The organism is Pacificimonas flava, assembly GCF_000342165.1.
GTDB classification, from domain to species: domain Bacteria; phylum Pseudomonadota; class Alphaproteobacteria; order Sphingomonadales; family Sphingomonadaceae; genus Pacificimonas; species Pacificimonas flava.
In genome coordinates this window covers 323,549-336,662 of sequence record NZ_AMRV01000003.1, presented here as the reverse complement: position 1 = coordinate 336,662, position 13,114 = coordinate 323,549, and the positions used below count along the sequence as shown (strand labels likewise).

The window sequence follows — 13,114 nt, the reverse complement described above, 5'->3', positions numbered from 1 at the left end:
GGGGATCTCGATTCATGAACAAGTCCAGCGCGATGATCCTGATCGCGTTTAGTGCAGCCACGGCTCTGTCAGGGTGCATGTCGGCGGGTACAACCGCTCCAGAATGGTCGAAGGGGGAGACGCCGAAGCTTGTCGGCGCGGTCGTTGAAACGATCGTGGAAACCGATCCGCAGGTCGATGCGGACGATCCGGCGCTATGGGCGGATGCCGCGGATCCCAGCCGTGCCGTGATGTTCGGAACGGACAAGACCGATGGGCTCTACGTGCATGATCTGGACGGGACTGTTCGGCAGTTCCTGCCGTCCGGTGCGCTCAACAATGTCGATCTGAGAACGGGATTCAAGGCGAACGGTCGGGACGATCTGGTTCTGGTCGGCGCGACCAACGATCAGAATATGGGGATCAATCTCTACCTGTTCGATCCGCGGACGCTGCAGACCCGCGACTTCGGCTTCGTTCATACGGACATGGGCGAGCCCTATGGTTTTTGCATGGGCCGGCGCCAGGACGGCGTCTATCTTGTGGCGAACAACAAGGCCGGCCAGATTCGCATCTGGCGCGTACGGTCGGAATCGGGTGCCCCCGCGACGGAACTGGTGCGCTCGCTGAAGGTCGGCTCCCAGCCGGAAGGCTGCGTTGTCGACGACGAGGCGGATCGTCTTTACGTCGGAGAGGAGGACGTGGCCATCTGGCGTTTCGATTTCGCGCCCGATGGGAACGGCAAGGCGACGAGAATTGCCGGTGTCGATGGTCAGCGGATCACCGACGATATCGAGGGTGTGACGATCATGCGCGATGCTGGCAGCAAATATCTTATCGCGTCCTCCCAGGGCGACAGCACCTATCCGGTCTTTCGCGTCGAGGGAGATGAAACGGCCTATGTCGGCCGGTTCGCCGTCACCGCGCGAGGGGACATCGATGGCACCAGCCACACCGACGGGCTTGACGCCTGGTCCGGTCCGATCGGCGCGTTCCCGAATGGGCTGCTGGCGATCCATGACGATATGGACGAACCGCTGCCCGGCCAGCAGAACTACAAGCTCGTCGACTGGCGCGAGGTCAAAGCGGCTCTCGACCTGCCATAGGCGGCTGTCCCCGGCCGCTGCGGACGATGCATCCGCCGGCCGGGAAATCGCGCCGAAGCTGCACCGACCCCACCGCCGGCGCGGCGCTGTGAGCTTACCATGGCCCAGAGGTGCCCTGAGTGAGGGGTCTCTAGGGACGAGAGTGAGGATGGTCCGGCCTCCGGCCCATCCTCTACCGCTCCGAAACGAGCACGCGGGCGGACGAGACCAGGGCCACGAATCGGGTGCCGTTGCCGGCGCGTCGTTGCCGACACATTGAGGTCCGGTACAGATGCCGTGTCGGTCCTCGATTGCGCCTGGCTGCCATCAGGCGAGCCGCCGAAACGCGCATCGCTTTGGCGACATGGCTCTGGACGCGGCGCAGAAGGGGCTGACCAGCGCCGGGACCGGTCGCTCGGTCTCTGCTTTTGCGATCTGATTTGCAAGGAGGCGGCATTCCTCCCGCTCCCGCAAGAGGTTCAGCGTCTGCTACTGAGCCTCTTGCCGGGTGTGGGGGCGCGGGATGCCGCGAACCGTTCGGACCGCCGGGACTAGACGATTTCCATCGCGGCGGGCGGCATGGCTTCGACGGTGAAGACGATGTCCTGATAATCCGCATCGACCTCGACGGTCTGATCCTCGAACGCGATGCGGACATCGCCTTCGGTCGTGCCGGTCGTTCCGGACAGAACATGATCGATGCCAGTGACGTTCAGCGCCGCGTCATGGCTGACGAGCAGGCTGCGGTCCACCGCCTCGCCGTCGACCGTCAGCACGGCCTCGCCGGAGCTGACGTCGATGTCCAGCGCGCCGTCGAAGTCGATATCGCCGCCCTTCTGAAGCAGCGCGAAGTGCAACTGGTTGCCGGCATCGACATCCGTCACGCTGAGCGGCCCTTCGACCGTCTTCACGTTCGCCGCCAGCAGCGTGACATCGACGATCTGCCCATCCGCGCCGATTTCATAGGCCAGGAGCGAATTGTCGAAGTCCGCAACGGACAGGTCGTTCTCGAAGGTGAGCGTGTAGTCCGCGGCATTGTCGCCGTTCAGGTAGAGCGATGCGCCGCCCATGCCGACGGAGAGCTCCTCGGCAATTGCCTGCATGTCGACGAGATTGTCGGCGTCGATGACGTCGTCGACGGCGACGGTCACCTCCTCGCCCCGGCGGCCGAAGACGAAGCCCTGACGCTCGAACGTTCCCTCGAGAAGGATTCCGCCGGCCGCGACGTTCGCGCCGCTGACCAGATAGCTCTCGCCGACCTGCGTGACCTGAAGGTCAAAGGCGGTGAGATCGCCCTCCTGTATGCGAAGCTGGTCACCGACGTCAAAGCCGGAGACGGTGTCGCCCACATGATCCGCGAAGCTGCCGACGATCTGGTCGTCGCCGCCGCCAAGCGTGATCGTGTCGCTGCCGAGGCCGGCGAAGAACTGCTCGTCGCCGTCCGTGCCGACCAGATCGTTCGCCGCGTCGTCGCCCACAACCTGCTCGACATCGCCGCTGAGGACGGTGTCGTCCCGGTAAGCGAGGTTCTGGATACGGGTATCCTGCTCGATCGGCCGGTCTTCTTCGTCGAAGGCCGCATCCTCGCTTTCGTGAAGGGCGGAAAGATAGTCCGCGAACGCCTTCTGCTCGGCCAGGATGTTTTCCGGCTCCGCACCCAGCGCGCCGTCCGTCACCTGCGTGGCGGCGGTGCTGTCGCCTGTCGTCAGGTAACGGAAATTGCTGGCATAATCCAGGAAGGGATAGCCGTCGCCGCCGCCCGCGAGGAAGGACAGGGTCACCACGGTGATCGCCATTTCGGGATCGACGCCCGCGATCAGTTCGCCATCGTCGAAGAGCGGGATCAGGCTGCCGTCAGCCGCCACCAGGGCGATGTCGCGAACGCGGCTGCCGACCTCCAGGCTCTGATCGAAGCTGAAGCGCACGCCGCCGACCTGCGGGAAGCGCCCCTCGGTCGCGCCGGCAATGCCGCTGACGCCGTATTCGAGCACGGCCTTCAGACCCTCTGCGGTGAGGTCGAGGGCGATCAGCGAGTTGTCGAAGCGCAGCGCATTGCCGATGTCGAGCGCCGACACCGCGCCGTTCGGCTGCGGCGGCAGCTCGTCGACCTCGCCGTTCGGGCCGGGGCTGGAGAAGGTGCCGATGGCGGCGCGGATGCCGCCGCCATTCTTGATGGAAACGACGACCGCGTTGTCGCCCAGGTCTTCCTGACCGCGCAGCGCAGCCGCATTGGCGTCGGCGGTGAGGTTGCCGAGATTGGTTTCCTGGGTGCGCACCTCTTCCCGCGAACCGTCGAGATAGACGTCGGTGTAGCCCGCGATGTCGCCGCCCAGATCGTCGATGATCGCCTGGACCGGCGCGATGATGTCGTTGACCGCGCCGCCCTTGGTGCCGGCGGCGAAGGCGATCTCCTGCGCCTCCTCGATGCTGACGCCGAAGGCCTCCGCGACGTTCTCGATGGTGGCCGCATAGGCGCCGTTCACATCGAGACGCTCCTCCAGGCCTTCGGTGATGATGACGCCCTCGGAGTCGAAATCGACGGCCAGGCGGCCGAGATAGGTATATTCATTGTCGGTGTTGACGATCAGCGTCGGACGGCCGTCGGCGCCCGACGTCTGGATCGGATAATCGCCGGCGAAGTCCGCCTCATGCCCCGGAAAGGCGACCGCCTGGTCGGTTTCGTCGCCGAGGCGCGTGTTCGAGCCGCCTGCGACGATGATGTCGACTCCCTCGAGCAGCGGCGCGAGGGCCGCTTCGAGCTGGATCTGCTGGAGGTGCGATACCAGCACCACCTTGTTGACGCCCTGGTTCGTAAGGTCGTCGATGACGGGCTGGAGGACAGCCGCGAGCGCCGCCATGTCGTCGGCCCCGCCGCTGACGACGTCGATGCCGCCGATGGAGGAGATGGCCGCCAGGATCTGCGTCGTTGCGCCGACGATGCCGATCTGCTCGCCGCCCTCTTCGACCACCGCCGACGGGACGATCCGGCCGGCAAGGGCGGATGCGAGTTCGAGGCCCGCCGTGGCGGTCGTGTCGGTGAACAGACCGCTGGTCGCGCTGTCGCCGGACACGTCGAGATTGGCGGAGATGTAGGGGAACATGGCCGCCGCGACCGCGTCGGCAAAGACGCCGGTGCCGAGATCGAATTCATGATTGCCGATGGCGGACGCATCGATGCCCATGGCGTTCAGGATCTCGATGTCGGGGAAGCCGTTCCCCTCAAGATAGCCGGCCGTCAGGAAGGGGCCGGGGATGTAATTGTCGCCGGCCGACAGGATCAGCGTATTGGCGAAGCTCTCCTCGAACCCGTCGATCATCGCCGCGATGAGCGGGGCGGTCTCGGTGCCGAGGGTGCCGACCTCCGGATCGCCGAAATGCAGCAATTGCAGCGTGTAATCGACCTGCTCCGCCGGGGTCAGCGCGAGATCGTAGACGGCCGTCGTGCCCGACACTTCATAGCTGACCGCAAGCTGCGCTTGGCCGTTGCCGGATTCGTCCGCCGGGATGAACCGGATGATCTCGGGCGCGAAATGACCATAGGCGGCCGAGTCGATATAGTCGACGAAGGTCGCGCCGTGCGGGTTGGTGATGTCGTAGATCATGATGCCGCTGTCGCGTTCCAGCCCGACAAAGGCGTAGACCTGCTCGCCCACCTGACCGACGGCGATGGCTTCGGGCTCGGGGCCCTTCGCATCCGAACGGTCCTCATCGAGCGTCTGCAGATCCTCGGATGCGGCGGTCGCCGGATCGAACTCGTCATTGTTGAACGCGAGCGGCGGCCGGGTCGCCGCGATGATCTGTTCGAAATCGTCGCCGGAGTTGAAGACGACATTGCCCGTCGCATCGAAAATGGTGAACGAGCGGCTACCATAGGCGTAGAGCACGTCGTAATCGCCGTCGCCGTCCGTGTCCCCGTCAACGGCCGAAATGGCCAGGCGGCCCAACTGATCGTCCTGCTGCAGTTCCGCGGCGTTCGGGAAGGTTGCCGGATCGAGCACGACGTCCTTGATGCGCACCTCCTCGAAGTCGCGACTGTCGCCTTCATTGGCGGTCAGGAAATAGGTTTCGCCGCCAATGTCCACGGTCGCGATGGCGTCCGGCATGCGCAGGCCCATCACGGGAACCGTGTGAATGTCGATCGCGCTGTCGCGGTCGGAGGGATCGATGCCGTTGCCCGGCAACGAATGATCGACGGCGCCGGCGCTGAAGAGGTCCACGAACGCCATGGTTTCTAGGTCGAAGACCGCGACCGCATTCGCCTCCTGCAGCGTGACGTACAGATTTCCGTCCGCGCCCTCGGCAATATACTCCGGCTCGAAATCGAGCGACGGAGCGGAGCCCGGGAACGTGCGGATGCCCATGTCCCGCAGGATGGTGAGGTCGGCCTCGTCGAAGACGCCATCGGCGTTCATGTCGTCATAGGCCTCGAAACCGAAGCTCTCGACGCCGCCGCTCTCGAGCGTGATGACGGAAATGCTGCCGGGCGCGGCGTCGTCCGCCGGATTCGGAAGGTCGCCGCGCTCACCCTCATTGGCGACGAACAGGCGCGTGCCGTCCTTCGAGAAGGTCACCATGTCGGGAAGAACGCCGCACTCATATTGCGCCAGCGCCTCGCCGGTCTCCGCATCGAAGGTCGCGACGAGGCCATTGCCGCCCGAACGGGCGATCGCCGCCGCGATGACGCCGCCGCGGATGTCCACCGATTGAACGCCTTCGAAACCCGCGATGGAGGACAGGTCGATGGACCGCTCGAGACCGCCGGAGCCGATCAGGAAGATGTCGATGCGGTTTTCCGCGCCGTTCGTAACGACGAAGCGGCCATTCTCCGTGGCGACCACCTCTGAACCGGCTTCGCCCGAGCCGCTGTTGAAAACCTGAGCAATTGAAATGTCGAAGGTCGGTCTGTTCATGATGCCCTGTCCCCTTTGGTCGTCCCTAGTGCGGCGTTTTTGCCGATTCCCGGAGGGGGTTAGGGCGCTTTCATGACAGCGAGCCGCACTGTTTCATGAAGCTTTCGCGCGAAGTTGATTGCGGTTCGATGACGATGCCCGAAGGCGCGGATCGTGACGTCCACCCCGCGCGGGTTCATCCTTCGCCCGGGGCCCGTTCGATTGGAACCGGCCGCTTGGCGATGGGATTTAGAATTGCGCCCGGTTGGCGACCAGCGACTGGCGGAAACCGTCGAACACCTCGCGCGGCAGCCCCTCCGGATTGGCTTCGGTCTTCAGCATCAGCGGCGGCACGGCACCGATCAGCACGGCCCTGGCGACACGGCCCCCTTTCGCCCGGCCACATAACGCGCAACCCCCCGCCGGTGGAATGTCCGACATGCACCGCGTCCTTCAGGTCGAGCGCTGCTGTCAGCGCAGCCCATGTCGGCGGCATATGTGTCCCTGTCGTTGCCTGGGTCCGTCTGGCTGGAACGCCCATGGCCGCGGCGATCATGGGCGATGACGCGGACGCCCTTGTCCAGAATGACCAGCATCTGATTGTTCCAGTCGTCCGCCGACAGCGGCCGGCCATGATGGAAGACGATCGGCTGCGCGGCCCTGTCGCCTCAATCCTTGTAGAAAATTTCGGTACCGTCCTGCGTGGTGATGTTGCTCATGGTCATTGGTCCTTTTGAAGGGCGGCCCGTTGCCGCTGCTACGAAGACGATGACGAGAATGCCGGTGTGACATGCGGGATAAGATTCGCCGGCGGCGCAGAATACTCTGGCGCCGAACAGCCGGTCCATCGGGAAGATTCCGGTCGGGGCAGCAAAACTGACATAATCCCCGCCTAACCGCGCCCGCATGGTGCCAAGCCAGCTCATGAAGGACGAAGCCACCTGCGCACGGGATTCGAACCGTTCGGCCGCCCCCGGCTGGTCGGACGCGGACTGGACCGCACTTCGAACCACGATCATCGCCTATCTGGTGAAGCGAGGTCAGGGATATCATCTTGCGGAGGATATCGCGCAGGAGACCTGCGTGAGGATTCTGCGCTATTGCGAGGGGCAGCCTCCCGCCAGCCTGTACGCGCTTGCCTTCAGGATTGCCTTGAACTGCCTGGTGGATGCGGCACGCAAGGAGAAGGCCCCAGTTGCGGAACTTGATGATGCGCAGCCGTGCGAGGCCCCCTTGCAGGACAGCGTCGTGCACGGCAGGGACAGGATCAGACATTTTCAGGACGCGCTCGATGCGATGCCCGAGCTTCGCCGCTCCGTGTTCATAAAGCGCCGGATCGAGGATAAATCCCATTCGCAAATCTCCGCCGAACTCGGAATTTCGGTCGCCTCTGTCGAGAAGCATGTGAGCCGCGGGCTGCAGGATCTGCGCAAGGTGTTGACGCGTTCCGACGATGTGCCGGACTTGCCGAAATGACGCAGCTCGAAAACATCGAACGCGAAGCCGCGACCTGGCTCGACCGGATGAACCGGTCGGCCTTCACCCCGGCGGAGGGCGAGCGCTTCGACGATTGGATGAAGGCGGATTCCAAGCATCGCGATGCTTTCGCCGAAATGGCAGCGATCTGGTACGGTGACGAGCTGGCGGCGGCCTGCGAAGCGGCGGACGCCAGGGCGCAGGATTTGTCGACACAGCACATTTCCGCTGGAAGACTGCCGGGCGCAAAAGCGTGGCGCCTCGGCGGGATCGCCACGGCGCTGGGGCTTTGCGCCGCCGGGACCGCGATCGTGATCTTGCCGGCAATGCCCGAGGACTTCGCGACCGCTCCCGGCGAGAACCGGCTCGTGGAACTTGCGGACGGTTCCACCGTCGAACTTGGCGGCAACACCGCCATGACGGTCCAGATGCTGCCGTGGCGCAGGCGCGTCGACCTTGCACGGGGCGAGGCCTATTTCGATGTCGCGCATGAAGAAGGCAGGCCGTTCAGGGTTCAGGTCGGCGATGCGAGCGTGAATGTGTTGGGCACTGCCTTCCTGATCGACCGCATGGCGGAGGGTCAGTCGATTATCGGTGTGACGCGCGGGCGAGTTCGGGTCGGATCGGAGGCCGGAGAATTGGACTTGGCGGCAGATGAAGCCCTGCGCGCCGGCCCGAACAGATTGACCCGCATAGATCTCGAGCCCGAGCAGGCGATGATCGGTAGCGAGTGGTTCCTCGCGAAGGATGCTCCGCTCCCCGATCTGGTCGAGAAACTCGGGCGCTATTCAACGATGCCTATCGTCATATCCCCGGGGCCGGCATCGGAAAAACGCGTGACCGGCCGATTTAATATTTCGAACGTGGATACGACCCTATTACTTCTAGAAAATGCTTTTGAATTGAAGATCATCGAGAAGAACGGCAGAATTCATATTTCGTAACATGAGTGAAAGTGTTCCGACATAATAATGTAACCAATAAAATTGTCCGGTTCCACTCTCTGTCTCCGTTTTGGTGGTGACACAAAAACGGGGGTTCCATGTCAAAGTTAACCGGTTTATCCATTTTACTCTCAACGGCAGCCACTCTGCTGGCTTCCCAACCAGGCAGCGCCCAGCCCGCTCAGACGAAAGAAGCGACCTACAGCTTCAACCAGCCGCCGCAGGATTTGTCCGAAGCCTTGATCGGCTTCTCGCGCACGACCGGGCTTGCTGTCGCTGCCGTTCCGACGGCGGTAAACGAACTGCGCGGGAACACGGTTTGCGGAGAATTCACCGCGGCACAGGGGCTCGCCGCCCTGACCCGGGGCCTTCCGCTCAAGGCCAGCATCGAACGCGGGATGGTGACGGTGAGCGCCGTCGAGCGTCAGCGCATTCGGCCGGCCGTCAGGCCTTCGCCGGCGCCGGCGCCGGTCCGCGCCGAGACCTCGGATGCCGAAGAGGAGGCCCCGCCGGCATCGGCTTCAGCGCAGGCACCGGAAATCGTCGTCACCGGCTTTCGCGAGAGCCTGTCCACCGCGCAGGCCCTGAAAAAGGCTGCGACGGGCATTCAGGAGGTCATCGTTGCGGAAGACATCGCCGCGTTTCCCGATCAGAACCTTGCCGAATCCCTGCAGCGCGTTCCGGGTGTCGCAATTTCGAGGGACAGTGGCGAAGGCCGGCAGATTTCGCTTCGCGGCCTGGGCCCGGGTTTCACGCGGACGCAGCTCAACGGCATGGAGGTCCTTAGCAACACCGCGTCGGGTCTCGACAGTCGCGGCAATGTCAGCCGCAGCAGAGCCTTCGACTACAGCGTGTTCGCGTCCGAACTGTTCAACCGGGTGGTGGTCGAGAAGGCCTATAGCGCCGAGCAGGAAGAGGGCGGCATCGGCGGCACCATCGGCCTGCGTACGGCAAAGCCGTTCGATTACAACGAGAACACGTTCGTCGTCAGCGCGCAGGGGCAGGTGAACGAGTACACCGAAACGCTCACGCCGCGCCTCGTCGGGCTCGCCTCGGTCCAATCCGGTGATTTCGGTGCGCTGATATCCGCTGCCTATAGCAAGGCCGATACCATCGAATGGGGTTACCGAAACTGGAACTGGTCGAAGATCAACTTCGGCCCCGACAATGTCGGTCCGGAAATCTCCGACGATGTACGTGACCGCCTCGTGAATGCCGAGGGGGATGACAGGGTCTGGAATTCGCGCGCGCAGACCTATGCCAGCTGGTTCAACCAGCGCGAAAGGCTGGGGCTTACCGGTACGCTGCAATATGAGCCCGGCAATGGCACCGATGTCACGCTGGATGTGCTTTATGGACAGCTTCAGAACAATCGTCAGGAAAACGTCCTCGGAAATGCCGGCCCCAATGGCCTGTCTTCCAACGACGTCACCGGGACGCAAATCATCCACGACGTCACGATCGACGAGTTCGGAAGCATAACCGATGCGACGGTCAGCGGCGTGGATCTGCGCAACGAGGCGAAGGCCACGAGAGACCAGACCGACTTCTGGCAGGTCGTGCTGAACGGCCAGACGGAGCTGAGCGACAATCTCCGGCTCGAAGGGCTCGCCGGATGGTCCAGCTCCAAGTTCGTTTCCAGCTGGCAGCGGGCCTACCTCCTATCGCTGGATCACACGGTGAGTTTCTCCGACCTCGACACGGACACGCCCGTCAACAGCTACGACTTTGATCCGGCGGATGGCGATGCCTGGACCTTCGACAGGATCCAATGGCGCCGGGACAGCATCGAAAGCGAATTCTACAATGCGCAGCTCGGCCTGGCCTGGGACGTTTCCACCGCGTCCACGATCAAGGTCGGCGGCGAGTTCAAGAATTTCGAGAATAGCGGTTACAGTTGGCAGACCAATGGCGATCATTCGGGCCTCGACCCGGTGCCGACCATGCTGAACCCCTACGACGCCCCGGCGGACTTCGCGGTCGGCGATGTCGATGCCATCTTCGACGCCCTGGGCCAGGATCCCTATCTCGATGCCGAGGATCTTCTCGCCGGCACGAACTATACCGTTGAGGAGCGGACCTTTGCGGCCTACGCCCAATATGAAATCGACACCTATGTCGGCGATTACGGGCTGCGCGCGAATTTCGGCGCGCGGTACTACAATACGCGCCTCGATTCCCGCGGCACGTCGGTGACCGACAGTGGCCTTGTCCCGGTTTCCATCAGAAACACCTATGACGGGTTCCTGCCTGCCGTGAACCTGGCGCTGGACGTGACGCCGGATCTGGTCTTCCGCCTGGGCGCCAACCGCAATATCAGCCGCCCGGGATTTTCGGATCTGAGCGCGGCGGCGCAGGTGCGCGTCGCCGGCTATGGCGGCACGATCAGCGCCGGCAATCCCAACCTCAATCCCTATCGTGCCGATTCGCTCGAAGGCTCCATTGAATATTATGATGGCACGCGAGGATTCCTTGCCGTGGGCGCGTTCTTCAAGGACATGGAATCCTTCGTCACGAGCGAGACGGAACAGCTTCCCTATGGCGAAACGGGCTATCCGCTCGACCTCCTCGAAGAGGGTCAGGACGGGTCCATCATCTTCAACTTCACGCGGCCGATCAACGGACCGGGCGCGTCGATCCAGGGCGTGGAAGCGGCAGCGCGGCGCGATCTGGACTTTCTGCCCGGACCGCTCGCGAATTTGGGCCTGTCCGCCAATGTGACCTATGCCGATGGGCAGTCGGACGTCTTCTATTCGGGCACGGCCTATGAATTGCCGCTCGTCGACCTGTCCAAATGGACCGTGAACACCACGCTCTACTACGAAACCGAGAAATTCGGGGCACGGGCCTCCATGGCCTATCGCTCGCGGTACAGAAAGGGAGGCGGCGGCAACGGCAATGTCGGCGAGTATTTCACGCCGTCGACGGTCTTCGACGCCACGGCCTATTATGATGTTACGCCGATGCTGCAGCTGAGGGTGGAAGGCCTCAACCTCACCGATCAGCGCATCATTCAATATGCCGACCGCGATGCGGAACGACTGATGACCAGCACGGTCAGCGGCCGGACGTTCACCTTTGGCGCGACCTTGCGCTTCTGATGTCGCCGCCCGGGCGGGCCGCTCCACTGGACGTTCGCCCGGAACCCTTACAGCAATCCTGGCAAAGCTTTTCCTATGAAAGACATCCTGCTCGACCGGCGCTCGGTCGCAACCGCCACCTTTTCGCTTGGCCTGCTTTCGGCCTGTTCATCATGGCGAGGCGCCGGCCGGGCCTTCGCGCAGAACCCCTTCACGCTGGGCGTGGCGGCCGGGGAGCCGTCGCCCGACGGGTTCGTGATCTGGACGCGGCTGGCTCCGGCTCCCGCAGAACCGTCCGGCGGACTGGGACCGCAGCCGGTGCCGGTGGCTTGGGAGGTGGCGGAGGATCCCAACTTTCGAACCATCGTCCGTTCGCAGGAGGGACTGGCGCAGCCCCGGAATGCCCATACGGTTCATGTCGAGGTCGGCGGTCTGCAGCCTCACCGGCCCTATTGGTACAGATTCCATTCGGGCGGCGCGACAAGCGACACCGGGCGTGCCACGACGCTCCCCGCGCCGGGTGCGAATGTGGATCGGCTCCATATCGCCAGCGTGGGATGCCAGGATTTCGAGAGCGGCTTCTTTTCCGCCTATGGGCACCTTGCCCGTGAACCCGAGCTCGACGTCATCTTTCACTATGGCGATTACATATACGAGTTCGGCCAGAGGGACCGGAACCCGTTTCGCCGGCATCTGGGCAACGAGACGGCCACGCTGGACGATTACCGTCGCCGCTACGCCCAGTATAAGAGCGACCCCGATCTTCGCGCCGCACATGCGCGTGCGATCTTCATTCCCACCTTCGACGATCATGAGATCGACGACAATTGGGCCGGCGATTTCAGCAAGGATGACGGCCGCACGCGGGCTTTTCTGCAGCGCAAGGCGAACGCGCTGAGGGCGTGGTACGAGCATATGCCGGTACGCAGCAGCTTGCAGCCGTCCGGTTCGACCCGATATTTTCGTCGCTTCGATTTTGGCGCCCTGCTGCGAATGCATGCGCTGGACACGCGTTCGCACCGCAGCGATCAGTTTTGCGAAGGCGCCGCCGCAAGGGATGCTGCAGGTGCAGACTGTATCCCCCGATACGACGCCTCCCGTACGATGCTCGGCAGGGAGCAGGAAGACTGGTTGCAGCGCGGCCTGTCTAGCGAAACGGGTTGGAACTTCATCGCGCAGCAGGTTCAGATGTTGCCCTTCGATGGTCGCCGGGACGGAGAGACCGAGACGGTTCGAAGCACCGACAACTGGAACGGTTACCCGCATGCTCGCCAGCGTCTTGTGACGGCGATCGCGGAACAGGGGCTAGGGAATGTCGTCATCGGCAGCGGAGACATGCACCAGCATCTTGTGGGCACCGTTCCGCTCGATTGCGAGGATCCGGAAAGCCGGCCCGTCGCAAGCGAATTTCTCGCAACCTCCATCACGTCTGGCGGGAGCGGGTCGGAGCGTCACTCCTTTCAGCAGGACATATTGGCGCGCAACCCGAACCTCGCCCTGCTGAACAACCGGCGCGGCTACCAGATCTACGTGGTGTCTCCGAACCAGTGGAGAACCAGGCTCAAGGTCATGGACCAGGTCGACACGCCATCCGGCGCAGTGTCCGACCTTGCGGAGTTCGTCGTCGAACGTGGGCGTCCCGGCCCGCTACGCGCATGAGC

General features: G+C 63.5%; 6 protein-coding genes and 1 pseudogene. 5 read left to right on the top strand and 2 right to left on the bottom strand.

What is annotated here, in order from left to right; genetic code table 11:
• Positions 1-14 precede the first annotated feature (14 nt).
• On the top strand, positions 15-1,085 hold the full coding sequence (locus C725_RS06650; RefSeq protein WP_008601227.1) for a phytase: 1,071 nt from the start codon (positions 15-17) through the stop codon (positions 1,083-1,085).
• Between the two features lie 530 nt (positions 1,086-1,615).
• Here the strand turns inward: C725_RS06650 and C725_RS15300 are convergent.
• A complete protein-coding gene (locus C725_RS15300) occupies positions 1,616-5,974 on the bottom strand; it encodes a choice-of-anchor I family protein (RefSeq protein WP_008601223.1) in 4,359 nt (1,452 codons plus the stop codon).
• A gap of 231 nt (positions 5,975-6,205) precedes the next feature.
• Positions 6,206-6,672, bottom strand: a pseudogene (locus C725_RS15730) (alpha/beta fold hydrolase); the annotation flags it as partial.
• 205 nt (positions 6,673-6,877) lie between these two features.
• Here C725_RS15730 and C725_RS06635 point away from each other — a divergent pair.
• The 4 genes from C725_RS06635 to C725_RS06620 all read left to right on the top strand — a co-directional run bounded on the left by C725_RS06635 (position 6,878) and on the right by C725_RS06620 (position 13,112).
• The gene (locus C725_RS06635; protein WP_160165717.1) at positions 6,878-7,429 is read left to right on the top strand and encodes an RNA polymerase sigma factor; all 552 of its coding nucleotides are present in this window, start codon (positions 6,878-6,880) and stop codon (positions 7,427-7,429) included.
• The gene (locus C725_RS06630) at positions 7,426-8,373 is read left to right on the top strand and encodes a FecR family protein (RefSeq protein ID WP_008601214.1); all 948 of its coding nucleotides are present in this window, start codon (positions 7,426-7,428) and stop codon (positions 8,371-8,373) included. Before C725_RS06635 ends, C725_RS06630 begins: the two co-directional genes overlap by 4 nt.
• 98 nt (positions 8,374-8,471) lie before the next feature.
• Positions 8,472-11,474: a TonB-dependent receptor gene (locus tag C725_RS06625; RefSeq protein ID WP_008601213.1), complete on the top strand. Its 3,003-nt coding sequence runs from the start codon at positions 8,472-8,474 to the stop codon at positions 11,472-11,474.
• Positions 11,475-11,549: 75 nt separating this feature from the next.
• Complete coding sequence (locus C725_RS06620; protein ID WP_008601212.1) at positions 11,550-13,112, top strand: alkaline phosphatase D family protein; 1,563 nt, start codon at positions 11,550-11,552, stop codon at positions 13,110-13,112.
• The last annotated feature ends 2 nt before the right edge of the window (positions 13,113-13,114 follow it).